The organism is Flavobacterium sp. B114r, assembly GCF_056824125.1.
In genome coordinates this window covers 5,358,990-5,383,943 of record NZ_CP124858.1, presented here as the reverse complement: position 1 = coordinate 5,383,943, position 24,954 = coordinate 5,358,990, and the positions used below count along the sequence as shown (strand labels likewise).

Genomic DNA, 24,954 nt, shown 5'->3' with positions numbered 1-24,954 from the left:
ATGAATTGTCTAAAAGTAGTATCTATTGTTGCATTTTTGATTTTGATAAGCTGTCAGCATAAAAAGCAGGAATCTTTATCAGAATCAAAAAAAACTACAATTGTAAAAGGGGAGAATTTTGATGTATTTAATTCTCAATTTCATTCAGATTCTGTTTTTCAGATTTCAAGAGTAGACTTTCCTATTGATGGAATCTCGGTTTCGGGTTTTGACAGACACAACTGGACTAAAGAAAATTGGAAGTTTATAAATGTTCCGGTTTCTGAGAAAAATGAAATACAAAATTACGAACATAGTTTGGTAAAAAGCGATACTTTGATAATCGAAAGATTTTGGATTCCTGATAGTGGTTTTGAAGTCGAAAGACAGTTCAAACTCATTAAAAACAAATGGTTTCTGGTTTATTATAATGATATCAATTTATAAAACAGCATTTCGATTATGGATGATCTACTAGAAATTATGTCAAAATGCGATTTTCCAAAAAGGGATATAAAAGCTTCTGTTGAAGTAGCTGATGTTGAATCATATTCAGGTTTAAAACTCCCGAAAGATTATATTTTTTATCTTGAAAATTACTTTGGTATTGACCAGTTTATTGGCGTTGAGTTTATAAATCTCTGGAGTTTAGAAGAAATAATCGAAGCCAATAAAAACTATAATATAGTTGAAGAATTGACCAGAACTATTGGGATTGGTTCAAACGGAAGCGGCGAATTTATAGGGATTGAAATAGATCTATCTGATAATGTAAAAATAATACTTTCTCCTTTTATTGATTTGGATAGTAAACATAATATTGAAATCGGAAAGTCATTTACTGATTTTCTTATTCGTCTTGATCATAAAATTGAATGGTTTTCTTAAATTTATATAATTTATAAAACACAATAAGATGAATCACAAAGCAATTTCAATCAGACCTTTTATTGGAGCCAAAGATTTCGAAATTTCCAGAAATTTCTATCGGGATTTAGGTTTCGAAGAAGGAGTTTTAGATTCAAAGTTTTCTGTTTTTAAGACTGGAGATTTAGCCTTTTATCTTCAGGATTATTATGACAAAAGCTGGAACGAAAATACTATGATTTTTCTTGAAGTTGAAGATGTTGATTATTACTATAATCATTTATTGGCTTTGAACTTAACTAAAAAATATGGAGTTAAGTTAACACCTACAGTGCATTTAGATTGGGGAAGCGAATGTTTTTTACACGATCCGTCCGGTGTTTTATGGCACTTTGGTAAGTTTAATAAATAGTTTTTGCCACCAATGTACAAAGGCGCAAAGTTTTTTAATTTGCTATATAAAAATCGGCTAAATGAATTGTGTTGCTTTCTCTCTGGTACCAATCATTATAAACTAATTCCATATTTTTTACCTTGAATTCCCCAAAACCATAATTGCGAAATTTTTCTGCAATTTGTATTAATTTTTCCGGGTTTTCAAGCTTTTCCTGAAATCGCATAACTGTGGTATGTGCAGTTGCTATTGTGTATCGACTATCTATACTTTGTTCCAGAGCTGAATTTTTAAAGTCTTCACGAAGTTTATTCCTGAAATTATTCAACGATTCATCAGTAGGGAAACCTTGAATCATTATCGCAGAAGGTGAAGCTGTAATACCTCGAAATTCAATTTTAATTTTATCGAGATGCACTAAACTTTGTTGAATTACGTCGACATATTTGCGAATGTTTATTTTATCTAAAGTAAAACCTTCGTAGCATGAAATAATTGACATAACCGTGATATGAATATCTGAATCAGGATAATAATATTGATTGGGTTCAATTGCCTTTAGTTCATCTAAAAACAGCTGAATATTGGCTTTTATTATTTCGCTTGGACGGATTAATAACGTGATGCCAAATCTGGAATCGGATATATTATTTATTTGCGTATCTAATTTATAATTTCCGTTTAAAATTTCTCCGGAAGATTTGGTGTAAAGCTGATTGTAATGTTCAGTTAAATTCATTTAAAATTATTTCTTTTTTGCTTTTTCAAGGTTTTCTTTCACTCTAAACTTTACAATTTTGGTTATTAAATCTAATGGTATTGGTTCATTAAGGGGAAATTGTACGGAACCTTTTCCTGATTTATATTTTGAGAGATCCTCTTTAAAAGCTTCGTGACCACTGGGCAAAGCATACAGACCAATATGATTTTTGAAAGCTGCAAAGTATATAACGATTCCGTTTTGGTCAAAAGCCGGCATCGAATAACTAATTTTTTCTTTGGCATCCGGAGCAGCTTTCTGAATTGTTGTTCTGATTTCCTCCAAAATCTCCTGAACATCATTTGGGAATGCGCCAATATATTCGTCGATATCTACTGGTTTCTTTATGTCCATGTTTTTTTTTTGGTTTGAAGTTTCAAGTTTTCGTAACTAACCTGAAACAAAAAAAAATAAAACTTTTTTATGCAAGTCCTTTAGGAAAGCGGTCCAAAACTAAATTCAGTTCTATTTTGTGTTCTAGATATGCTTTCGCTCCGGCTAAGACTAAAGTAAAACCTTCGGTTGAGTTTCTGACCTGATCGATTATTTTATCAGCATCTCCTTTTAATCCTGAATTGATAATGCTTACAAAAGTTTCATGCTCGTTTAGTGGGCTAAATATCCATTCGACTAATGTGGTTTCATCAGGATTTCCCCATTCGATCACAATCTTATGATTTTCCTGCAAAACTAGTGTTGTAACCGTTAGTGAAAAACCATACATTTCCCAAATCCATTCGGTGGTAGTATCTTGTTCTAATTTTCCGGAACCTTTTGTAAACCAAAATTTACGTGTTATTTCCGGGTCTGTAAAAGCTTGAAAAACTTCTGAAACAGGTTTTCTAATTAGCATTTCGGCTTTTGCGAAGTGGTTGTTTTCTGCTTTCATTTTTTAATAAGAAGTTATAGGTTAGACGTTAAGTGCTAAAATATAGAGGTTTAGAAGTAAATGTAAATATAATTCTAATTTTTTATTTTTTGGCTCTAATTGTTTAACTTCTCGGGATGAGCGTTTTACTTATACTTTTTCCTTGTCAATCCATTTTCCAACAGTTGGCGCTACATAATTTTTCATTTGATCTAATAAATCATCAATGTTGTCACTTACTAATAACATTTGCTGATTAACATCTTTCAATAAACCTTTCTCAACCATAACTTTTGTTAGTTCAATCAATGCATCATAAAAACCATTGATGTTTAAAATTGCAATAGGTTTTTTATGAAGTCCTAATTGTGCCCATGTCAGCATTTCAAAAAGTTCTTCAAGAGTTCCAAAACCGCCCGGAAGTGCAATTACGCCATCACATAAGTCGTTCATTTTGGTTTTTCTTTCATGCATGCTTTCTACTAAAATCAATTCGGTTAAACCTAAATGTGCAATTTCTTTCGATCGTAAAAAATTAGGTAAAACTCCAATTGCTTTTCCTCCTGCATTCAAAACTCCATCTGCTATTGCGCCCATCAAACCAACATTTGCGCCACCATAAACCAATTCGATATTTTGTTTAGCCAAAGTCTGTCCAAGTAAAGTTGCTTGTTCTTTGTAAATTTCATCGGTACCAAAACTGGAACCGCAGAAAACGGTAATTCTTTTCATTGTTTATTTTTTTGTTTAAGTAAATGTTATAATTTATAATCTTCAACCTTTAACTCATATTCAAAATGAGGCATATTAAGAGGAATATTACTGATAGCACTTATTTCACCAATTTTTACACCGCCTAATTTTGATACTGCTTTTTGCGAACGAATATTATCTGCGCCAATATGAAATAGTATCGAATCTACATGTTGAAAAGCATAATCTATTAATAGCTTTTTATTTGATTTATTATATAATCCACCCCAGAATTTTCGACCAATAAAGGTAAAACCTATTGCAATACTGGATTTCTCTGGATTGTAATCATAATAACGGGTATTGCCTATAATTTCATTTGTTTTTTTATCTACAATCAAAAAGGCACTTTTTGAGTTGATTGCAGCATCAAAAAAAGGTCTGAAAACTTCTATTTTATATCGGTCTTTAATTGGATGCTGTTCCCAAATTAAAGGATCTGAAGCTACTTTATAAAGTGCGTCAAAATCACTTTCCTGCAATGGAATTAATTTTGTTATTTCGTCTTCTAAAATTTCGGGTTGTAAATTGAATTCTGAATTATTCATTTCTTAAAGTTTTAAAGTTTTCGTTTACTACTAAAGTTTACGAATGAGCATGAATTTAAAATAAAAAATTGACTTTAGTTTTTGGGGAATTGTTTTTTTTGCCACAAATTATAGGATTAAAATGATTTTATATATAAAGTTTATTTCGATGCTAAGGAGGTTCTGGCGATAGCGAACAGGCGAAGCAAATCACGCATGAAACTCCGCAAAGAAATGCCGACAATCTTGGTCGATCAACTACTGATTTCTTTCTTCGATCGAAATGACAAAAAAGGAGAATAAAATAAAAAAAACTACGCAAACCGGTTTAATCTGGTTAATCCGTGAGCGATTATATATTCTTAATCTGAACGCAGGAAACATTTTCCATTTTAACTTCTTTTCCCACTTTCTTAAGTAATCCGGTTTTTGAATTTCTTTTAAATACTACTACATTTCCTGAATTGACATTTGTAGCGACTAAAAACTTTCCACTTTCATCGATGGCAAAGATTCGTGGATGTTTTCCTAAAGTCGACTGGTAACCAATGTTTTTCAAAAGTCCCTTTTCATCAATAGAGAAAATGGCAATATTATTTTCTTTGCCGCGATTTGTGGCGTATAGAAATTTTCCGTCTGGTGAAATATGAATATCAGAACTTTCAAAACCCGATGTTATTACTTCAGGATGTGTGTTGATACGCTGAATTTGTTTTAAAGTTCCGTTTTCGTATTGGTAGACGCTTATCGATCCGGACATTTCTTCGATACAATAACCCAATTTTTCATTAGGGTGAAAAGTCAAATGTCTGGGTCCGGCTTCTAAATCAGTTTTAGTAAACGGTACTTTTGTTTCGAGCAAAGGCTGTTTTTGATTTTCATCAAAACGATAACAACGGATTTTATCAGCGCCTAAATCGGGTAGAAATAGATAATCATTTTGAGGCGAAAACACAGTCGAATGAACATGAGATTTTGTTTGTCTTTCTTTATTGATACTTCCGTCAGAATATTGGTAATTTTGTGCAATCGAATCGATTTTTCCGTTTTCTAATAGTGGATGTACTGAAACACTTCCTTCTGTATAATTACCGTTTACCAGCCATTTACCATTTTTATGAACAGAGAGATAAACAGGATTTTCGCCACCGCTTGATTGTTTGTTTAAAAAAGTCAATGTTTTGTTTTCCGGATTAAATTCAAAACTGCTTACGCTTCCTGCATTTGGCGTTTTTGTATCTGTGCATGCATATAGATATTTTCCGTTTGGTGATAAAGTCAAATACGAAGGATTGATAGTGTTTTTTGCAGATGTTACTTTGCTTAATTTCCCTTTTACAGTATCTAACTGATACACCTGAATAGATTCTGCAGCCAAATCACGATTGTAACTTCCTAAAAAGACATAAGTATTTTGCGAGAAACTATTTAAAGTGATCAGAAAAGCAATTGCGAAAAAGGTTATTTTTTGTTTCATGTTTTTTGCAAGGTTTATTTTTGTTTCAGGTTTCATGTTTCAGGTTTCAATTTGCAGTTACAGTCGCATTTTAAATCTATACTCTATATTCTATACTCTATATTCTAAAATCTATACTCTCTATTCTAAAATCTACAATTACTTAATCCCTTTCCACCATTGTTGAAATTCTTGTTTTTCATTTTTCAATTTTACTAATTCCCCAATTTTTGGAGTTATCAACGGAATCGGGTTTTCTGAAGCGGCATTCAATTGAGTCACTTTTATCAAAGGTTCATCCCAGGGATGCAGCGCTAATGGAAATTTTGAAGAATGTACCGGAAACACGCGTTTTGCTTTTAGGTCTTTCATGGCTTTTATTACATCCTCAGGCAAATTATGAATGTATTTCCATGCCGGATTATATTGTCCGTTGTCGATAAGTGCAATATCAAAAGGCCCGAATTTATTACCAATTTCAGCATAATGCGTGTCGTAACCGCTGTCGCCGCCCAAATACATTTTAAAATCTTTGGTTGCTAAAACAAAAGACGTCCAAAGCGTATTGCAACGATTAATACTTCTGCCCGAAAAGTGTCTTGATGGAGTCGTATAAAGCGTCAAATTTTGATCGAGCTCGATTTTTTCATGCCAGTCTTTTTCGATAATAATTTCTTTTGGAAAATTCCAAAATTCAAAATGTGATCCTACGCCAAGTGCACAAATTATTTTTTTGATTTTTGGTTTTAGCTCCATGATTGTCTTATAATCCAGATGGTCATAATGATCGTGTGTAATCAGTAAATAATCAATTTCAGGAAAGTCATCGGCGGTATAAATATCAGTTCCTTTAAATGCTTTTGTAGTTCCGTAAATAGGAGAGGCGTTGCCGCTAAAAACAGGATCAATCAGGAATCGTTTTCCTTCAAGCTGAATGTAATAGGAGGAGTGTCCAAACCAAACCAAAACATCCTGATTGATAGGGAGATCCTCTAGATTGGTTTTTATGGATGGAATTGTATCAGTGGGAATTTTACGGTCTACTTTTTTAAACAAAAAATTATAGAAAACTTTAGAGAAGCTGTAACCTTCGGCAAGTTCTGGTGTAAAAGAGATGTTTTCGAATTTTCCGTTTTTATATTGAGGCGACTTTTGCATTAAAGCCAATCTTGCTCCTGACGGTTTTTTGCCATATCTGGGATGTTGTAAAACAAAAATAAGAACGGCGCACAAAAGAATTAGTATGGTAAGTATCATGGTTATAATTTAATTTGAAGGATATAAAATTTTTAAGTATTCTAAAGAAAATGAAATCATATTTTTAAGAACTTCAATATCAATGTCGGCTAGTTTTTTAATATAAATACAGCCTTTAGTGGCTTTATGTTTTCCTAATTTAGAAAGTAGTTCGTCTTTATTTTCTGGCGAGACATATATGTAAAGCGATATCGCTGCTTTTCTTGGAGAAAATCCCACAAGTGGCGCATCGCCTTCATGACCGCTGGCATATTTATAATGATAATTTCCGAAACCAATAATGCTTGGTCCCCACATTTTGGGTTCTAAACCAGTGATTTCCTGTATTATTTGAATAAGTTTAAACGAATCATTTCTTTTGGCTTCATCTTCAACAAAAGCATTTATAAAATCAACAATACTTTCATTGGTTTCAATAGTTTTATTCTTTGCCATTTTATTTTATTCTAATTAAGTAAATCACTTTTCATCAGGATATTTTTGATTTTGAATTCATTGATATAAAACAAATCACGATTTTGATTCATCTGGTTTTCTAAAATAATTAAACTGACATCGCTTTCAGGAAAATATAAATTTACAGATGAAAAACCGTCGCCTAAACCTGTGTGACCAACATATTTAACAGGTTCTTTATCTATGATTCTAAAGCCATATCCGTAGCCTATCTTTTCTTTTGCAAAGAAATTATTTTGAGCGGTTATGTTATATTTAAACAGTAATTGATAACTCTCTGGTTGTAGCAGTTTTCCCTTATGAAGATTTTTATTCCAAATTGCTAAATCACCCGCAGTCGAAACAATTCCGTTAGAAGCCGTACTTTTTAAAGTGATCATCGTTTTTGATACTATCTTGAAACTATTATTCGTGTTGATATATCCGGAAACTAAATTCTTAATTGGAGCTGCAGAAAAGCATAGTGTATTTTTCATCTTTAGTTCTTTAAAAAATGCATTTGCTATTTCCTGATAACTTTTTTTAGTAACATATTTTATTATTTCCCCCAGTAAACTATATCCTAAATCTCCATATTTAAAATCAGTTCCCGGTTTAAATGCCAGCGGTTTTTGTAAATCGATTATTCCGTGTGTGTGATTTAAAAGTTGATGAACCGTAACTGAATCTGCCCAAGCTTGGGTAAGTTCAGGTAAATATTTTTTTATAGGTGCCTGTAAATCAATTCGGCCTTGTTCTACTTCTTTTAAGATTAAAACAGCCGTGATTTGTCTCGTATTCGACATTATTTCAAATTGGCTGTCTGTTTTTAAACGTTTTCGGGTTTCAAAATTGGTAAAACCATATGTTTTATTATAAACTGTTTTTCCGTTTTTGGCAATCAGGACAACGCCGTTAAATATTGGATCGCTAACGCTAATTAAACTATCAATTTGAGCAGCATAATTATTTTTTTTCTGAGCAAATAAAAAGCTGTTAGAAAATAAAAGTATGAAAGAAAATAGGAAAGAGATTCTGAAGTGGGAATTCATTTTTTAAGATTGTTTTTTTGTTTCAGGTTTAAGGATTCGAGTTTTGATCTCCGTTTTTAGTGTCGGTCTTCAGCGACTGAGATTAAAAATTATTCTATCAGAACATTCCATTTTTGTTAATAGGTTCTCTCGGAATAGGTTGTCCTAAATCCCAGAGTTCAACAATTTTATCTGCTTTGAATTTAAGTATATGAACGACCGCAAAACCTAAGTCGACAGGGGTTTGTTTTAAATGAGAATGTACAGCAACCAGATTTCCATCTTCAAGAATATGGTGAATTTTAAAAACTTTATTTGGGTTTGTTCTCGTTGATTCTTCCATTGCCAGCATCAACGTATCGGCATCACCTTTAAAATAGGCATTATGATGTTTGAATTTTTCACCAACATATAAACGAAATGCTTCATGAGAATGCCCGTTTGCAGCGAGTTTTAAAAAGTCCTGGGCAATTTCTTTCTTAGTCATGGTTCTGGAATTTAAAAGCTAACTAAGTTATAAAATAAGTATCTATGAAAATCAAAAAGTACTTAATAATTTTAGTCCAGACGTTTAAATTCATAAATACCATTATAACTTGGTCCGGCCCAAAAAAGGAACAAGAATGCGCCTGTATTATCTACGGCTTCATTTATAATTAAATTATTGTTTTTAGAAATGGCGATGCGTCTTTTATTGTTATTGCATCCGCCAAAAAGGTAGGGTATTCCGGTACATTTAAGATATTTATTGTCGAGATAAAACATTCCTTCTTTTTTTAGCTCACCCATGATTTGCTGTTTTTTTATGCTGTAATTATTCCTGAATAATTCGACGTTTAATTGGGTATTATTGCTGATTTTTAATTCGATATGATAGTTGACAAGGCCATTTATAATAGAATCTATATCTTCAAATTTTAAACTTTCGTTTGTTATGTAATTGTATGAATTAATATACTTTTTTGAATTTTCTATATTTGAATGCTGATTTTTTTTGTCGAATTTTTTTATTGGTGAGAAGGTAAATTTTCCATTAAAAGAATCTAAATTTTTGTTATCAATTGTAGTGTAATCGTTTTTGAAATCCTTTGTCGAAAAAGAAGCACAATTTAGTAATGAAACTGAAATTAATAATAGTATAAATATTTGTATGATCTTTTTCATATGTAATCCGATTACAAAATAATTAATTCATTAGATTTTAGATATCGATTTTCATTGATTACTTTTTTTGCTTCCGGGCTAATCCAAAAGTTTGGGCGATATAGTTTTGCTGGACTTTGTACTTTCGCTTTATGAGATATTGATTTGATGTTTTTTACTAATTTATTAAATAAATTATAATTATTAAAAGTATGTGCATCAATTATGGAATTATCTCCATCAGTTAAAAAGCTTACAAATTTGGGATACGTCAATTCTAGTCCAATAGTTCCTTCTGTATTCATGAAGGCCACACTTAAACTTTCTTTATCTTTAATAAAGTAAAGGTAAAAAGGAGTTATATTAATTACCGGTTCAGTAGGTCTAACACGTTTAAATTCTTTAGATACTATTTCGTTTTTATCATCAATATTTTCAAAATCTATTTTGTCAATATCATCTGTAATCGATATTCGAATTTTATCTTCATAAAACCAGTGTTCTTTTCTATCGTATTCTTTCTCTCCGATTATAATTTCGTTAAAAAAATCTTTGTAACCTGTAAATACATATGGTTTATCAGTTGCTTTATAATCGATAGGAACTCTTGTATTTGTGATAACAAAGTAAAATTGAAGTTCTGTAAAAAGAGATTCAAATTCATTGGGTGTAAGTATGAAGTTAAATTTATTCCATCCTTTTCCAGAACCGAGTCCGCCAAAATAGCCCATAAGTTACAATTTAAGTTTAAGAGAGTATAAAGTTTACAATAGCTTCCGAATGTATTTTTGTCGTATCAAAAACAGGAACATCAAAATGGGATTGGTCTATTAATAACGGGATTTCGGTGCATCCTAAGATAATACCTTCTGCACCGCGTGCAATAAGTTCGTTGGCAATTTTGATATAGTTTTGTTTCGATTCCGGATTAATAATTCCTCTTCCGAGTTCTTCTTTTAAAACATGCTGAATATAATCTCTTGTTTCTTGATTCTCAGGAATTAACACATTTAATCCAAAACTTTTGAGACGTTCTTTATAGAAATCCATTTCCATAGAAAAAGAAGTTCCTAAAAGTCCAACGGTAGTGATTTTTTGTTCTGTGATGGCTTTTGCCGTTTCAGTTGCAATGTGAATTAATGGTAAGCCAACTTCTTTTTCGATCTTGTCTGCATACATATGAGCTGTATTGGCGCACAATACAATCGCATCGACACCACTTTTCTTTAGGCTTAAGCAGGCATTTAATAAAAGTTCGTACGAATGAGCCCAGGTTTTTTCCTGAATATCACCAAAGTTCAAAGAGTAAATCAGGCATTCTGCAAATTGCAATCCCCCTAATTTTTTATTTACGCCTTCATTAATTAGTTTATAATAATCAATTGTAGAAACCCAGCTGATACCGCCTACGAGTCCAATTTTTTTCATTGCGTTTTATTTATAAATCTTCCGATTTTATTTGTGAAATATCGACGCCTAGCTTTTCAAATTCTTTTTGGCCCAGATCTGTAATATAAAAGTGTTTGTCTGTTGGTTTGTTTTTACTAATCCAGCCTTTATCAGTAAAAGTTTCTAGAAGTAATTGACCTAATTTTCCACCAATATGTTCATAACATGTTTTTGCAGGTTTTACGGTAATTGATTTCTCGCTCATTTTGATAATAGTTTAAATTATTAAATTTAAGACTTTTCGTTTGTTGCTATTTTTTTAGCCAGATAAGCCATAGGCAGATAAGCAAACACAATATCTATAACAGCATACCAAACAGGAGATGGCAATGTAAATACATTTACAATACCACCCAATAAAAAGAAACCTCCTATTGCTAAAGCGAATTTTGTTTTGTGATTGGCTGCAATTACAGCTGTTGTTCCGGCACCGGCAAGAGTGCCAATAGCATGTGCTAAAAACGGAAAAATAAAATGTCTTGGTTCAAATAGGTGTATGGTGGCTTTTAATCCTTCTATTGTGGTAATGTCTGCTCCTTTTGGAGGCGGAATAATCGAACTGCTCGTTAAGATAATAGCCATGTTAACAATACTTCCCACAAAAAGGCCAATGATTACAGCTAAAGTATTTTTTAAAATTGGATTCATAAACTTGTTTTTACACAACGAATTTATGAAAATTATGGAAGCTTTTGGTTGAAAGTTTTGGTAAATTAATTAAAAGATTGCCTGAATTCAAGCGGTGAGACATTTGTTTTGGTCTTAAACAATTTACTGAAAGACTGCTGATGTTCAAAACCCAGTTCAAAAGCAATTTCGCTTATAGATAAGTTAAATACAAAGTTGGGCAACATCAGGAGGATCACTGTCGCCAAATCTACGATTGTCGTAGTCTAAAGATGGGAGGGAAGTCCGGGAATTATTTCTCAGACAGTTTTTTTTCGTTTTCTGTTTGTGGTTTTCCCGTCGCATTTGGTTCACCTTTTCCGGTTGTGATCAGTTTTTTTAAACTATTCTGAATATAATTTGTCCAGGAGTCACGGCATATTTCGAAACATTCATATTCAGGATTCAAACCAAAATGAGTAAAGCGAAGTTCTGTTTTTCCATCTTTTTCCGTGATTTCAAAAGTCGGTTTAGTTCCCGTCCATTCAGTTCTGTCTTTGGTGAATTTAAAATAGTTTTGTTCCACCAGCCAGACAATTTTCTGATTTGGGATCACTTCGATCAGTTTAATTTTAGCTTTATGAATATCTTCGTAGTGATAATCGAAAACATCGTTAAGTTGGGCTGTATTGCCTTCAATTTCTTCAGACCACCAGCCTCGAACATTTGTAACAGCGTTAAAAACTTCTTGAGGAGATTGGTCTACTTTTATTGTTGTGGTAAAATCTGTTGCACTCATTTTATGTTTTTTAAAGTTGAATGTCAAATTTATTCTTTAAAAATCAATAAGTTAGGGTTGTAGAGGACAATTTTAAGGTGTATTTCGGACAAGTTTTAATTCTTAAATTCTGTATTTAAGATTTTAGAGTTAAAAACTTCGTGAGCCTTATAGTTAATTATGATGTCTAAATTAGGATAGTTTAATACACATCCAGCCTGCCTTGAGAATTGCTTTATCATGAACATACGCAATGCCTTGCTGTTTAATTATTTTTTGGCTTAAACGAACATTTTCAATGATAAATTTTACTTCGTCATCAAACTCTACACCTCCATAAAACTCTGCATTTTCAATACTCACTAATCCAAATATCCCATCTGTTACTCCCAGTAGTTTTACGCCGGCACCTCCGCATTGTGCCATCGCTTCTATTAAAATGGACCCGGGAATATACTCAATTTCAGGAAAACTGCTTCTTAGCCAGTTGTCTTTTTCATCAAATGTTTTCATGCCTACAATCGTTTCATTTGTAAATGATACTATCTCATCAACAAAAAGAAATGGCGAGCGGTGAGGAATAAGATTTTCAATGTTTTGAGTCATGTTTATAATTTTTGTGTTATCTGCAATATAAGCAATTTCATAAAATTATAAAAATGATTTAGTGATTGCTTTTATTTTCTCATTATATCCATTCGACTTATTTTTTGATTGGTTACTTCAAATATCACGACTTGTTCTGTCCTTTCGTTACTTCCATTTCGACCATAAATATATTCCTGAACAATTACTTTATTATCAAATTGGATTGTTTTTATTATTTCGGCACGAAGATTTGGTGAATTTTCGAATAAGGTAACGAACATTTTTTCGCATTCTTTTTTACCATCAATCGCTAATGTATCTGGGAAATTATAAATTTTGATGTCATCAGGATATAAAGGCATCATGCTTTTGATGTCTCTATTATTAAAAGCCAACATTTGGGCGTCGATAATTTGTTCGATTGTCATTTAATATGATTTTTAAGAAATTTCTTTTGAGGCTTTAATTAACTTTATTCTTTTCTCTTAAGAAGTATTGATTTTAATCGAACGAAAATACAAATTAAAAACTGAATCTTTTGAATCTGATAATCTGATACTACTTTTTGCAGCAAATTTCAAAAATTCAATAATTTTGAATCCTGATGCTTGGATATGCGGGAGTATAAGTGTTATTATCTGAATTTTTAGCAGATACAAAAAGGCGTATAATTGAAGTAGTTTTTTTTATATCGTTTTGTTTTTATTGAAAAATTTATTTCATACGGGTGTAACCAGATCCAAAGCAATCAAAACATTCGTCGCTTAAGAATAGTTCATCATTTTCGATTGTAAAAGACATTGGTATAAAATATTGTAAAGTATCAGTGCTGACAATCATTGGTCTTTGACCACCTAAAATTGATTTTCGAGTTTTTATTTCAAATTTTTTCTCAAAAAGTAACTTTCCATTAATATAGTTTCTATAAGTCGAACCTGAAAATTCGATATAAATAATTCTGCCTGTGGATTCAGGCGTAGAAGATGTTCCGGTAAATCCGCCACTCGATCCATTCCAATTCCATTTGCCTTCTAATGTTTTTTTTAATTTTGTATCAGAATCTTCGTTACTACATGAACTTATTGTAATTAAAACGAGAAGTAAAAAGTATTTTTTCATGGTTTAAAAGGTTATTGGTTTAGTTAATAGATGAATATTTCGTTAAATGGTTGCGTCTTATTTTTTCTTAATGTTAAATTTATGTGTTTTAATGATATGTCTCTTGTCGGATATCAAAATTATTCTTTATGAGAAAAGAAAGTTGCCCTTTTATGATCTGGTCGTTTTAAACCCGTCAGGTTTGCTAAAGGAAGTTTGTTTAAGTATTCTTTCTGAAAATAGCAATCAATAAATTCGTAATAAAAATTGGCAAGGCAATAAAAACAATAAGCATGAACTCAGATATCAAAATAATATTGATTAATTGATACTCATCAAATAATAGAAAATCAGGATTGAATAAAAAAAGTTTGGAATAAAGAATGATAAGCCAGTAAAAAATAAAACTCCCAAGTACAATAAAAGAATGAATTAGGGTTAGGTATTTTTCCAGTGATTTCTTTAATACTCTATGAACAAACCAATATCCAAATCCATTTAAAAAGAAAAAGAGAAACAAAACAATGGCAACATGAAGCTGCGCAATTATAAAATATGTATCATGAACATTAATGTCTAATGTTTCGTCAGGATTAAATGTTCCGATCAATAAAACAATTATGGAAACAAACCAGAAAAGATGATAAACTTTTATTTTTTTTAAATTCATGTTTATTACTCAATTCTCTTCACAACATTATTTAAGTCCTTAACAACTGGTTTGAAAATAATTTTATTATCAGGAAAGTCTTTTTGCATATTTTTTCTTAGCTCGACAAAAGAACTGTAAGCAACTGGATCATATGAAATTGACTCATTGCAGGATATAGATATTTCGTAATTGTTATCGATTTTCTCTAAGTAGATGTATTTTGTAATAGAGTCATCAAAAAAAGTTTCTTTCGTAAAGGCCTTGGCAATTTTATTGACTTCGTTTTCATTGATATTAGTTTGGTAAACAATTTCGTGATTCATTGCTCCATACGTTTTTGTTGACTCCGAAATTCTTTCGTTTGCCGCTTCACTAAAAAAGGCAATGCCAAATATTACGCCTAAAGTTACGAGACACCCAATAAGAGATATACCTACTGTTCGCCACCAATTAAACTCTTGACCGCCATTTTGAATGTGTTGGACAATATTTTTCTCCTAATATGTTTTCGTCAGATAAGCTGCTATCCCCATATAAATAAATGGAAATACAATGTTAGGAATTTTAACGTCTTCAGGAATCATAAAAATCAAGCTGAAGATGACTATTGTCGAAAGAATTGTTATAATCCATGTATTTCTTACTTTATTATAATCGCCAAAAACTTTAAAGTTTTCAGCCATAAAATAACCCGCAACCAGCGGTCCTCCTAAAAAGGTCCCAACCCGAATTGCTTTTTCAGAATAAATTTTTTCTGTTGGTATTTCTTCGAATACTGATTTTTCAATTACTAATTCTTCCATGATTTATTACTAGTTTATTTACTGACGTTTTTTGGTCAGCAAAAGCATAAAATAAAGTAAGATATTTCGTTGAATTGGTACTTTTGCCAAGCCTAATTACATGGCTTAATTTTTCTATTGTTGGTGGTTTTAATTCTAGAGTATAATAAAGCGAATATTTCGTCTGGTTCGTTGTTCATTTATTTTATTAATGTAAAATTCATAGCAACTCAAACAAAATATAATCTCCATGTTCAGATGGACCTCTTTCTTTTTCTATGAATCCTTTTTGTTTATAAAAGGCAACGGCTTTGGTATTATTCTCAAGACATTTTAAAGTAATAGGAAAATTGGCTTTTTCAATTGCCGCTTTAAGTAATTGGGTTCCGATGCCTTTATCATGATATTTTTGATCGACATATAAATGATGAATAAAATTTTCGGGCAGCCAGACAGAGATAAAACCAACTACAACATTATCAAGAATAGCGACTAAAACTTCTTCGTCTTTAATTTCTGAATCAAAATCTTTCAAATGAAAACTAGAAGAATCAATCCACAAAAAAGTGGTTTGTCTTTCCTTTAAGAATAAGATTCTCAAAGCAGGAAGGTCGTTTTTTCTGATTTTAATTATTTCCATTATAGTTACTTGGTCTTGTAAAATGAATAAGTGCTTGTTTAGATTTCTATTTCGGCTCTAAAAACAACTACGGCATCACCTTTTATCTGAATCAATGCTGGTTTGTTGTCTTCTATACTAACTTTAACTTTTATAATTCCCAAACGGTCTATTTTTTCGCCTTGTCTTCCGTTGAACTCGAATTCATTATTTTTAAAATCAGCGATTTTGTTTTGTACCAAATAACCTCCTAAAGGTCCGTTTGCATTTCCGGTAACAGGATCTTCATTAATGCCAATTGCCGGGGCAAACATTCTGCCGTAGGTTAATATATCCTTATCGTTAGAATCGAAAGTAAAAACAAAATAACCATTACAGTTAATCTCTTTACTTAAATGTGCTAAGTCAGCATAATTGGGAGATAAGGAATTTAGTTTTGTTCTGCTTTTGATTCCTATCATTACTTTAGAATGTCCTGTTGAAGCAATCTGAATGGGACATTTTTCGTCGATATCTGATTTTTCAAGACCTAATGCTGTGATCATTTTTTGTGTTACATCAGCATCAAATGGTGGACTAAGTTCAAAACTTCCCTGAGTCATTATAATTTGATAGTCTTCGTTTTTCTTAATTATTTCAAACGGAAGAATACCCACTTTGGTTTTGAATCGTAGAATGCAGGAATCTAATTTTTCTTCGATTGCTTTTGCATACATGGCTGCAATTGTAGCATGTCCGCAAATTGGAACTTCGGTATTTGGGGTAAAGTATCGAATTACTCCATCGCAATCTGTACTGTCAGGAGGGAAAAGAAATGCAGTTTCGGAATTGTTTAATTCGCGCGCAATTTGTTGCATTTGATAATCATTCAGTCCATCTGCATTTACAACAACTCCGGCGGGATTTCCTTTGAATTTTTCTTTTGTGAAAGAATCAATTTGGTAGGTTATTAGTTTTTTCATTATGATTTTAAGCGGTATAAATAGTAATAAGATTTTTATTGATGTAATAACTGAATCATCAGCTTTTAGCCAAACGAAAATACAAATTATTATACGAAGTTTAGATTTGGATATTATTGTTAATTGGTTCTTTTATCGTTATTGTTTTTTGCGTAATTGGGGCGATATCCTTTTGTGGCCCGGGAATACGCAAAAAAAATCCGACTTACTTTCATAAATCGGATTTTAAATAATGTCTTTATAATAATGGAACTAAATGATCCCATTTGAGTTCTTGAGCAAAATCTAAAGGTGTTTTATTGTTGTGCGTTTTCGCATTTTTATCAGCACCGGATTCTAATAGTACTTCGACAATTGTACTATTTCCTGCGATGGCTTCACGGTGCAAAAAAGTATATCCAAATTCATCCTGAGCAGTTAATTCATTAGGATTAGCTTTTATAAATTCAAGAAGACTTTCCTTCATATTCTTGCTCATAGGGTGTTCTGTAAGGTTTTCTGGCTTTTCTTTTTGTTCATAAGCAACCAGAATATCATCAAAATCCCCAAAATTTAATCCCCACGCTGCGTCATGGTCTTGTCTTTCGGTTTCGCTCATTTCTGAACGCATTGACTGTATCGTAAAACCTCCATAAGTTTTGTCTTGGGTTACAAATAACCAATCGCTAATTTGGTTTGCCGGAATCTCGACATATTCACCATTAGTAACATTAGTTAATTCGTCCGGATCATTTACCAGGATACCTTTGATTTTCTCGCCGTCAAAATTGATATCATTGATCCACATATGTTCTACCACTGTATTGCCATTTATTTCTTGTGTAAATGCCAGTTTTACGCAGGCAACGTCAAGTGCCGGAACGATTCTACGGTATTCCCAAGATAGTTCTCTCCAGAAATATTTAAAAGTTTCCTGTGCTTTTCTGAATGCGTCAATGATTTTTGGACTTTCTCCGTCGGCAAAGAATATTGGTGTATTTTCCATCACTTATATTTTTAGAATAATTATTTCTTTTTACGTAAATATAAATTTTTTGTCAGATAGTAAAAAGTGGACTTGTTGATTTTATGAATGTTTTAAGGAGTTGAGGTTTTATTTACAGCGTAAAAACAAAAAAATCCGATTTACAAAAGCAAATCGGATTCTATAAAGTAGTATTTTAATTCTATTCCAGTTTTTTTATGATCTGCGTTACTGCATTTTCTAAACCTTTATAATAATCGCCTTTTTTAAATTCGGGAATTGCAAAACTATTTATAATGCTTTTCGTTTCTTCCTCGGTTAGTTTATTGCGTGCCTCGTAGCTGCTCTGAATCTGGATTTGTCTTAACTCCTTGCTTAATACAATTAGAAATGTGGGATTCAATTTCAAATTATCGGATAGATAGTTTTTCAAATTAGAAGCATACTCCGGAACAGTTGTATAAGGTTGTATGGAAGAAATCGTGACTACAATAATTTTAGTTCCTGATTTTTTTTCAGAAGATTTTAGCGTTGTATTTAAAGTGGTAATTTGGGATGAGGTTAAGATTTTCTCGAAATCATTGAGATAATTATATGATTTTGAAAAAGTATTTTCTGTTACTGAATTTTGAAAAGTGCTTTTGTTTGACTGACCAAAAAAGGTACTTGGTAAAAGAAAAGAAATTGTAATAATGAAGAGTAGGTTTTTCATCTTAAAATAATTTTGGGTGCTGCAAAAATATCATTTTAATATTATAATCTTCTTTTGTTTTAGATCAAAAGAGGAATAATTTATTTGTCTTTTTATTGGTAATACAAATAAGTTAAATCTGATGTTTTATTAGTTTGTAAAAATGTATATTATTGTAAAAATATTCCCCAAAAGTATTTATTCTAAAGGCGGATATTCAATTCCTGCCTCTTTAATAAGTTTATATCCGTATTTCATAATTGTTTCAATTACAGGTATTGCTTTTTGTCCTTTTTCTGTTAATTTGTATTCTACTTTTGGAGGTACAGTGGGATAAACTTTTCTAGTAATTAGTCCTTTACTTTCAAGTTCTCTTAATTGGCTCGTAAGCATTTTGTCTGTAATATGCGGAATATCTTTTTTTAATTCGCTGAAACGTAAAATAGTGTTTTGTAATCTCCACAATATTGGCATTTTCCAAGTTCCGCCTATATGCGCTAAAGCAAATTCGATTGGAGTGTAATAGAGTTTTCTATCATAAAAAAAATCAGGCATTGTATAACTGTTTAAAAATCAGTTAACTTTCTTAAAAGTAAGTGTAGTACATAAAAGTAAGTAAAGTGTAAATGATTTATTACTTCTGCAAATTTGCAAAAAATAAATTTATGAAACGCACACTTTACATTTTAGCTTTAGGTACTTTCGGGATTGGAACCACAGAATTTGGAGTTATTGGAATTTTACCACAAATTGCTTCGGCTTTCTCTGTCACAATTGATAAAGCAGGATGGCTTTTAAGTTCATTTGCATTGACAGTGGCTATATTTGGCCCATTTGTAATGCTTCTGTTATCCTCAATTAATAAAAAGAAATTAATGTTGTTTGTATTGGGAATTTTTGCTATTTCAAACATTATGTCTGTATTTGCTAATAGCTTTTCGTTTTTATTAATAGCAAGAATATTGCCGGCATTTTTGCATCCGGTATTTTGGTCTATTGCTCTTGCCTTGGCAGCAAATACTTTACCTGATAATCAATCTTCAAAAGGAGTTGCCATTGTTTTTGGTGGATTTACTCTTGCCTGTGTTTTTGGGATTCCTCTGGCAACATTTATGGCAACATTATTTAATTGGCAATCGTCTTTTATACTATGTGCTATTATTAATGTTTTATCTTTTATTGGGGTATTACTTTTTTTACCATCAACTCTAATTGTTGAAAAACAAACGATTGGATCGCAAAGTAAAATTCTTAAAAAGCCTGTATTCTGGATAAATTTTATTTTATCATTTTTAATGATAGCCGCAATGTATTCTACATACGGCTATATGGCAGATTTTTTGGGTAAAATTACCGGAATGAATGGAATGCAGATTAGTTATACATTATTAATTTTTGGGATAAGCGGAGTTGGAGGTAATTGGCTGGCAGGAAGATTTTTGAGTAAAAATGTTTTGACGACTATTTTAGTCTTTATAATAGCGCTATTAATTGTTCATGTTTTGTTGTTTTTTTATGGATTTTACTATATTCCTATGTTATTGCTGGTAATGGTATGGGGTTTTGTACATACATCAGGATTTTTAATAAGCAATGTAAACCTGACTTCATCGGCGCCGGAATCTGCGGAATTTATTAATAGCATTTTTACCACATGCGGAAATTCTGCTGTAACGTTTGGTACGTTGTTAGGAGGATATTTTATATATCATTTTGAGATAAAGTATATTATTTGGTCAAGTGTTATTCTACTTGTAACTGCTTTAATTTTTTGGTTTTTAAAAAGGTTTAGTAGTTTTAAATAAAATCTTTTATAACGATCATTTGTGTTTATTAAGCGAAATAAAATTGGAAAAATGATTTGCAAACGCCTTTATAAACATAAAAAAATCCGACTTGCTTTCGCAAATCGGATTTTTAAATTGAAAATTATATATAACCGTAAAACGGTATGTTTTTACAAGTGAATTACTTCGCCGTAAGCATCAGCAACAGCCTCCATAACAGCCTCGCTCATTGTTGGGTGAGGGTGAATAGATTTAAGGATTTCATGACCTGTAGTTTCTAGTTTACGGGCTACAACTGCTTCAGCAATCATATCTGTAACACCAGCACCAATCATGTGGCATCCTAACCATTCTCCGTATTTTGCATCAAAGATTACTTTTACGAATCCGTCAGCAGCACCGGCAGCTTTTGCTTTTCCAGAAGCTGAGAATGGGAATTTACCAATTTTTAATTCGTATCCTTTTTCTTTAGCTTGTTTCTCTGTTAAACCTACAGAAGCGATTTCTGGAGTTGCATAAGTACAACCAGGAACGTTTCCGTAATCGATTGGGTCTACGTGTAAACCAGCAATTTTTTCAACACAGTTAATTCCTTCCGCCGAAGCTACGTGAGCTAAAGCTTGACCCGGAGTAACATCTCCAATTGCGTAGTATCCAGGAATATTAGTTTGGTTATAAGCGTTTACTAAGATTTTATCTCTGTCAACAGCGATTCCAACTTCTTCTAAACCTATGTTTTCAATGTTAGTTTTGATTCCAACTGCAGAAAGTACGATATCAGCTTCAAGGATTTCTTCTCCTTTAGCCGTTTTTACAGTTGCTTTTACTCCAGTTCCGGTAGTATCAATTTTCTCAACAGATGAGTTGGTCATGATTTTTACACCTGCTTTTTTCATAGAACGCTCCATTTGTTTAGAGATATCCTCGTCTTCAACAGGAACGATATTTGGCATAAATTCTACAATAGTAACATCAGTTCCCATAGAGTTGTAGAAATGTGCAAATTCAACTCCAATAGCTCCAGAACCTACAATGATCATAGATTTTGGTTGTGTTGGTAATGTCATTGCCTGACGGTAACCAATTACTTTTACACCATCTTGTGGTAAGTTTGGTAACTCACGAGAGCGAGCTCCGGTTGCGATGATAATGTGATCAGCGCTATATTCAGTAACTTTATTGTCTTTATCAGTAACGTCAAGTTTTTTTCCTGGTTTTAGTTTTCCAAAACCTTCGATAACGTCAATTTTATTCTTTTTCATTAAGAATTGAACCCCCTTGCTCATTCCGTCAGCAACGTCACGGCTGCGTTGCACTACTGCAGGGAAATCTTTATCAAATTCAGAAACCTTCAATCCGTAGTCAGAAGCGTGTTTTAAGTAATCAAAAACCTGAGCTGATTTTAGTAATGCTTTTGTTGGGATACAACCCCAGTTTAAACATACACCACCTAAGTTCTCTTTTTCAACTACAGCTACTTTAAAGCCTAATTGTGAAGCTCTAATAGCTGTTACATATCCGCCAGGACCACTTCCTAAAACAATAATGTCGTATTTCATTTTTTTGGTTTTTAGTATTTATTACCGAAAAATGAAGTTTATTCCGAAACTCATTTTTCGATTTATTCTTTTGTTATTTGTGATTGCGAATTTAAGGAATTATTTTAAAAAACACTTGAAATTTTATTTTTACCCACACTGATTTTGATCTTTTCACAGAGATAGGTCAAAATGTTAATTGTAAATTGTGAATTCTGAACTGAAAAAACAGATTTAGAAACGAAGTCTCAAATTAAATTGTTTGTCAAAATAAACAAAGTCGAAGTCTTTTCGTGTTGAAAAACTTCGACTTTGTTAAGTGTGATAGTAAGAGAATTAATAATTCACAATTTATAACTTATAATTAAACTTTAATATGTCCCCAGTTTTCACCACTGGCAATTCGTCTTATTTGCATTTCGCTCACGCCAAATTGTTTGGCGATCATTTTAAGACGTGTTTTTTGTTCAGGTCTGGCCAGGATTTTCTTGATTAACATTACTTTGGTAGTTGTTAATTTTCTTCCGTCGGCTTTTAAGTTGTGCTCGATCAGATTCTTTTTTGCCTGAATAACGCGCGGGCTTTTACGACTGTGCGCCATCATTTCGGCTTTTGTAGCCCAACGTAAATTATTTACATCATCATTACTTCGGTTGTAATCTAAATGAAGTACATAAGTTTGTTCTTCTGAAGCTTTTGGAATGAAATAATGGGCAACTAATTTGTATAAAAAAAGATATTTATTGACAATTTTGTCGTCATTTTTAACCTTAAATCTAAAGGTTGGATATCCATCACTTAGACCGCCTTTTAAAAGACGTCCGTTTTGAATTTCATCCGTAAAGCTTATAAGTCGGCCTTTGTTTGAAATTGCATATCTAAGTTGTAATGAGGCGTTTATTTCTATTTCTTTGAATTCTTCGTTTGGATAAAATCTATTTTGTGGCATTTTCTTTTGCATTTGAATTTTGTCTCTCAAAGATAAATAATTCAAAAACTATAACAATTACATAATTTCGCTCAGATATTACATTTATGATTCCTATAACGCTTATTTAACTTTTTTAAGAATTTTTTTAGCATTTCAAAATCTAATTAGCGACTGAAAATTGGGAGTCGTAGAGATTTTTGTAGTAACCATCGACCTTATTCAGTAATTCCTGATGTGTTCCTTGTTCTACAATTAAACCTTTATCCATTACTACAATTTTATCGGCGTTTACAATTGTTGCCAATCGATGTGCGATAATAATAGAAGTTCTTCCTTTAGTAATTGTCTCGGTCGCACGCTGAATCAATTCTTCAGAATATGTATCGATAGAGGAGGTTGCTTCATCTAAAATCAAAATACTCGGATTGCTTACATACGATCTCAAAAAGGCAATTAACTGGCGTTGTCCTGACGAAAGCATTACGCCACGCTCTTTTACATCAAAATCATAATTATCAGGCAAACTCATAATGAAATCGTGAACGCCAATTTTTTTGGCAGCATTAAGAACATGTTCACGGGTAATTTCCGGATTATGCAAAGTGATATTATTATATATGGTATCAGCAAACAAAAACACATCCTGCAAAACGACCGCGATTTGTTTTCTTAGCGAAGCCAAAGTATAGTTTTCGATATTATGACCGTCGATAAAAATAGTTCCGCTGTTGATTTCGTAAAAGCGATTCAGTAAATTAATGATGGTTGATTTTCCGGCACCTGTAGAACCTACAATTGCAATGGTTTGTCCGGCATCAACCGATAGGTCAATACCTTTTATCACTTCTTCTTCCGGAATATAACTAAAACGGACGTCTTTGAATTCAATACTTCCATTAAAAACAGGTGCTTCAAGCGTTCCTGTATCTTGTATATGATCTTGTGTATCTATAATATCAAATACACGATTGGCAGCAATCATTCCTAATTGCATCTCGTTGAACTTATCCGCAATCTGACGCAATGGGTTAAACAGCATCCCGATAAACATAGTGTAAGAGAATAGATCACCAAAAGTCGTAAAATGATCTCCGTTCAAAATTTTGAATCCCCCATACACCACAACTAATCCCAAAGTAATCGACGAAATAATATCAGCAATCGGGAAAAATATTGAGTTGTATAAAATCGTTTTTATCCAGGCAACCCTGTGTTTGTTGTTGATTTCCTTAAAATTATCAGCTTCGATTTTCTCACGGTTAAAAAGCTGAACAATCTTCATTCCCGTAACGCGCTCCTGTACAAACGAGTTCATATTGGCAATTTGCGTACGAACTTCCTCAAAAGCAACCTGCATTTTACGCTGGAATATTCGGGTAATGTAAACCAGAATTGGCATCGCAACGACCACAATCCAGGTCAGTTTCCAGTTCATGTAAAACATAAAAATCAGTACGACCAGCATCTTCATCAAGTCACTAATAATCATAAACAGACCCTGACTAAAAATACGAGCGATCGACTCAATGTCTGACACAGATCTGGTTACCAGTTGTCCTACCGGAACCAAATCAAAATACTTCATTCTAAAACTCAAAATATGCTTGAAAAGTTTTGTCCTGATATCTTTTACAATATCCTGTCCCAGCCAGTTGGCCCAATACACGAAGTAAAACTGTGAAAAAACTTCAAACAAAAGAACTACTCCCATTAAAACAATATACATCAGCAAACCTTCTTTGTCGTGCGTCTTGATATAGCCGTCCACCGTTTGTTTTAATAAATAGGGGCGAAGTGCAGCAAAAATCGATAATGAGACTGCAAAAATGATGACACCATAATAGCGCCATTTATAAGGTTTAGTATATTTTAAGATTCGTTTGAATAATCCGGTATCAAATGCTTTTGCTTTCATTATATTTTTTAGGAGCTATTCCTGCTTTCCGTTACAAGTTTTTCTCAAAAATATGTTTTTGTACTGTTTTTATAAAGCTTCCGCTGGTCGCTCCATAAAAACACAAAAACAATATTTTTTTTCA

At 32.2% G+C, this 24,954-nt stretch carries 34 protein-coding genes and 1 pseudogene; 4 read left to right on the top strand and 31 right to left on the bottom strand.

Annotation, left to right across the window (positions count from 1 at the left end; all coding sequences use genetic code 11):
• From QLQ94_RS22420 to QLQ94_RS22410, 3 genes are read left to right on the top strand one after another with little or no spacing between them, the layout of a single operon-like run.
• Entirely contained in the window at window positions 1-426 is a 426-nt protein-coding gene (locus QLQ94_RS22420) for a hypothetical protein (protein WP_271338318.1), read from the top strand.
• A 15-nt stretch (window positions 427-441) separates the two neighbouring features.
• Entirely contained in the window at window positions 442-867 is a 426-nt protein-coding gene (locus tag QLQ94_RS22415) for an SMI1/KNR4 family protein (RefSeq protein ID WP_271338317.1), read from the top strand.
• A gap of 28 nt (window positions 868-895) precedes the next feature.
• Complete coding sequence (locus tag QLQ94_RS22410; RefSeq protein WP_271338316.1) at window positions 896-1,258, top strand: VOC family protein; 363 nt, start codon at window positions 896-898, stop codon at window positions 1,256-1,258.
• 34 nt (window positions 1,259-1,292) lie between these two features.
• Here the strand turns inward: QLQ94_RS22410 and QLQ94_RS22405 are convergent, their stop codons facing one another.
• From QLQ94_RS22405 to QLQ94_RS22270, 28 genes and pseudogenes are all read right to left on the bottom strand, one after another.
• Window positions 1,293-1,979, bottom strand: a complete 687-nt coding sequence (locus QLQ94_RS22405) for a mutarotase (protein WP_271338315.1) — start codon at window positions 1,977-1,979, stop codon at window positions 1,293-1,295.
• A 6-nt stretch (window positions 1,980-1,985) separates the two neighbouring features.
• The gene (locus tag QLQ94_RS22400) at window positions 1,986-2,354 is read right to left on the bottom strand and encodes an iron chaperone (RefSeq protein WP_271338314.1); all 369 of its coding nucleotides are present in this window, start codon (window positions 2,352-2,354) and stop codon (window positions 1,986-1,988) included.
• 67 nt (window positions 2,355-2,421) lie between these two features.
• On the bottom strand, window positions 2,422-2,889 hold the full coding sequence (locus QLQ94_RS22395) for an SRPBCC family protein (RefSeq protein WP_271338313.1): 468 nt from the start codon (window positions 2,887-2,889) through the stop codon (window positions 2,422-2,424).
• Between the two features lie 129 nt (window positions 2,890-3,018).
• Window positions 3,019-3,600: an LOG family protein gene (locus QLQ94_RS22390; RefSeq protein WP_271338312.1), complete on the bottom strand. Its 582-nt coding sequence runs from the start codon at window positions 3,598-3,600 to the stop codon at window positions 3,019-3,021.
• Between the two features lie 26 nt (window positions 3,601-3,626).
• Window positions 3,627-4,169 carry a GNAT family N-acetyltransferase gene (locus QLQ94_RS22385; protein ID WP_271338311.1) on the bottom strand — a complete coding sequence of 181 codons (543 nt, stop codon included), beginning with the start codon at window positions 4,167-4,169 and terminating at the stop codon, window positions 3,627-3,629.
• A gap of 331 nt (window positions 4,170-4,500) precedes the next feature.
• Window positions 4,501-5,625, bottom strand: a complete 1,125-nt coding sequence (locus QLQ94_RS22380) for a lactonase family protein (protein WP_271338310.1) — start codon at window positions 5,623-5,625, stop codon at window positions 4,501-4,503.
• Between the two features lie 138 nt (window positions 5,626-5,763).
• On the bottom strand, window positions 5,764-6,861 hold the full coding sequence (locus QLQ94_RS22375) for an MBL fold metallo-hydrolase (protein ID WP_482498575.1): 1,098 nt from the start codon (window positions 6,859-6,861) through the stop codon (window positions 5,764-5,766).
• A 9-nt stretch (window positions 6,862-6,870) separates the two neighbouring features.
• Entirely contained in the window at window positions 6,871-7,296 is a 426-nt protein-coding gene (locus tag QLQ94_RS22370) for a DUF1801 domain-containing protein (RefSeq protein WP_271338309.1), read from the bottom strand.
• A gap of 11 nt (window positions 7,297-7,307) precedes the next feature.
• On the bottom strand, window positions 7,308-8,348 hold the full coding sequence (locus QLQ94_RS22365; protein WP_482498573.1) for a serine hydrolase domain-containing protein: 1,041 nt from the start codon (window positions 8,346-8,348) through the stop codon (window positions 7,308-7,310).
• A 97-nt stretch (window positions 8,349-8,445) separates the two neighbouring features.
• Complete coding sequence (locus QLQ94_RS22360; protein WP_271338307.1) at window positions 8,446-8,814, bottom strand: nuclear transport factor 2 family protein; 369 nt, start codon at window positions 8,812-8,814, stop codon at window positions 8,446-8,448.
• A gap of 71 nt (window positions 8,815-8,885) precedes the next feature.
• The gene (locus QLQ94_RS22355) at window positions 8,886-9,491 is read right to left on the bottom strand and encodes a hypothetical protein (protein ID WP_271338306.1); all 606 of its coding nucleotides are present in this window, start codon (window positions 9,489-9,491) and stop codon (window positions 8,886-8,888) included.
• 11 nt (window positions 9,492-9,502) lie between these two features.
• Complete coding sequence (locus QLQ94_RS22350; protein ID WP_271338305.1) at window positions 9,503-10,201, bottom strand: hypothetical protein; 699 nt, start codon at window positions 10,199-10,201, stop codon at window positions 9,503-9,505.
• 16 nt (window positions 10,202-10,217) lie between these two features.
• Window positions 10,218-10,898 carry an aspartate/glutamate racemase family protein gene (locus QLQ94_RS22345; RefSeq protein WP_271338304.1) on the bottom strand — a complete coding sequence of 227 codons (681 nt, stop codon included), beginning with the start codon at window positions 10,896-10,898 and terminating at the stop codon, window positions 10,218-10,220.
• A 10-nt stretch (window positions 10,899-10,908) separates the two neighbouring features.
• Entirely contained in the window at window positions 10,909-11,124 is a 216-nt protein-coding gene (locus QLQ94_RS22340) for an ArsR family transcriptional regulator (protein WP_271338303.1), read from the bottom strand.
• Between the two features lie 26 nt (window positions 11,125-11,150).
• Window positions 11,151-11,567 carry a hypothetical protein gene (locus tag QLQ94_RS22335; protein ID WP_271338302.1) on the bottom strand — a complete coding sequence of 139 codons (417 nt, stop codon included), beginning with the start codon at window positions 11,565-11,567 and terminating at the stop codon, window positions 11,151-11,153.
• A 65-nt stretch (window positions 11,568-11,632) separates the two neighbouring features.
• Window positions 11,633-11,752 (bottom strand): annotated as a pseudogene (locus tag QLQ94_RS22330) (helix-turn-helix domain-containing protein); the annotation flags it as partial.
• A gap of 86 nt (window positions 11,753-11,838) precedes the next feature.
• Window positions 11,839-12,324, bottom strand: coding sequence for an SRPBCC family protein (locus QLQ94_RS22325; RefSeq protein ID WP_271338301.1), 486 nt, complete (start codon window positions 12,322-12,324; stop codon window positions 11,839-11,841).
• Between the two features lie 171 nt (window positions 12,325-12,495).
• Window positions 12,496-12,909: a 3-hydroxyacyl-ACP dehydratase FabZ family protein gene (locus QLQ94_RS22320; RefSeq protein WP_271338300.1), complete on the bottom strand. Its 414-nt coding sequence runs from the start codon at window positions 12,907-12,909 to the stop codon at window positions 12,496-12,498.
• A gap of 71 nt (window positions 12,910-12,980) precedes the next feature.
• The gene (locus QLQ94_RS22315) at window positions 12,981-13,319 is read right to left on the bottom strand and encodes a nuclear transport factor 2 family protein (protein ID WP_271338299.1); all 339 of its coding nucleotides are present in this window, start codon (window positions 13,317-13,319) and stop codon (window positions 12,981-12,983) included.
• A gap of 286 nt (window positions 13,320-13,605) precedes the next feature.
• Window positions 13,606-14,010 carry a hypothetical protein gene (locus QLQ94_RS22310; protein WP_271338298.1) on the bottom strand — a complete coding sequence of 135 codons (405 nt, stop codon included), beginning with the start codon at window positions 14,008-14,010 and terminating at the stop codon, window positions 13,606-13,608.
• Window positions 14,011-14,209: 199 nt separating this feature from the next.
• Window positions 14,210-14,659 carry a hypothetical protein gene (locus QLQ94_RS22305; protein WP_427401976.1) on the bottom strand — a complete coding sequence of 150 codons (450 nt, stop codon included), beginning with the start codon at window positions 14,657-14,659 and terminating at the stop codon, window positions 14,210-14,212.
• 5 nt (window positions 14,660-14,664) lie between these two features.
• Window positions 14,665-14,964: a PX domain-containing protein gene (locus tag QLQ94_RS22300; protein WP_427401977.1), complete on the bottom strand. Its 300-nt coding sequence runs from the start codon at window positions 14,962-14,964 to the stop codon at window positions 14,665-14,667.
• Window positions 14,965-15,138: 174 nt separating this feature from the next.
• Window positions 15,139-15,444 carry a hypothetical protein gene (locus QLQ94_RS22295; RefSeq protein ID WP_271335665.1) on the bottom strand — a complete coding sequence of 102 codons (306 nt, stop codon included), beginning with the start codon at window positions 15,442-15,444 and terminating at the stop codon, window positions 15,139-15,141.
• 199 nt (window positions 15,445-15,643) lie between these two features.
• Window positions 15,644-16,063, bottom strand: coding sequence for a GNAT family N-acetyltransferase (locus tag QLQ94_RS22290; protein WP_271335666.1), 420 nt, complete (start codon window positions 16,061-16,063; stop codon window positions 15,644-15,646).
• A gap of 38 nt (window positions 16,064-16,101) precedes the next feature.
• A complete protein-coding gene (locus QLQ94_RS22285) occupies window positions 16,102-17,004 on the bottom strand; it encodes a PhzF family isomerase (RefSeq protein ID WP_271335667.1) in 903 nt (300 codons plus the stop codon).
• 238 nt (window positions 17,005-17,242) lie between these two features.
• A complete protein-coding gene (locus tag QLQ94_RS22280) occupies window positions 17,243-17,989 on the bottom strand; it encodes a DUF2314 domain-containing protein (protein WP_271335668.1) in 747 nt (248 codons plus the stop codon).
• Window positions 17,990-18,170: 181 nt separating this feature from the next.
• On the bottom strand, window positions 18,171-18,680 hold the full coding sequence (locus QLQ94_RS22275) for a TPM domain-containing protein (RefSeq protein WP_271335669.1): 510 nt from the start codon (window positions 18,678-18,680) through the stop codon (window positions 18,171-18,173).
• 177 nt (window positions 18,681-18,857) lie between these two features.
• Window positions 18,858-19,214 (bottom strand): winged helix-turn-helix transcriptional regulator, encoded by a 357-nt coding sequence (locus QLQ94_RS22270; protein ID WP_271335670.1) that lies wholly within the window; start codon window positions 19,212-19,214, stop codon window positions 18,858-18,860.
• Between the two features lie 110 nt (window positions 19,215-19,324).
• Here QLQ94_RS22270 and QLQ94_RS22265 point away from each other — a divergent pair, with 110 nt between their 5' ends.
• Window positions 19,325-20,464 carry an MFS transporter gene (locus QLQ94_RS22265; protein WP_427401978.1) on the top strand — a complete coding sequence of 380 codons (1,140 nt, stop codon included), beginning with the start codon at window positions 19,325-19,327 and terminating at the stop codon, window positions 20,462-20,464.
• 152 nt (window positions 20,465-20,616) lie between these two features.
• Here the strand turns inward: QLQ94_RS22265 and lpdA are convergent, their stop codons facing one another.
• The 3 genes from lpdA to QLQ94_RS22250 form a co-directional block, all read right to left on the bottom strand.
• Window positions 20,617-22,005 (bottom strand): dihydrolipoyl dehydrogenase, encoded by a 1,389-nt coding sequence (lpdA, locus tag QLQ94_RS22260; RefSeq protein WP_271335672.1) that lies wholly within the window; start codon window positions 22,003-22,005, stop codon window positions 20,617-20,619.
• 343 nt (window positions 22,006-22,348) lie between these two features.
• Complete coding sequence (locus QLQ94_RS22255) at window positions 22,349-22,933, bottom strand: NUMOD4 domain-containing protein (protein WP_271335673.1); 585 nt, start codon at window positions 22,931-22,933, stop codon at window positions 22,349-22,351.
• A 142-nt stretch (window positions 22,934-23,075) separates the two neighbouring features.
• Window positions 23,076-24,830 carry an ABC transporter ATP-binding protein gene (locus QLQ94_RS22250; protein WP_271335674.1) on the bottom strand — a complete coding sequence of 585 codons (1,755 nt, stop codon included), beginning with the start codon at window positions 24,828-24,830 and terminating at the stop codon, window positions 23,076-23,078.
• Window positions 24,831-24,954 lie beyond the last annotated feature (124 nt).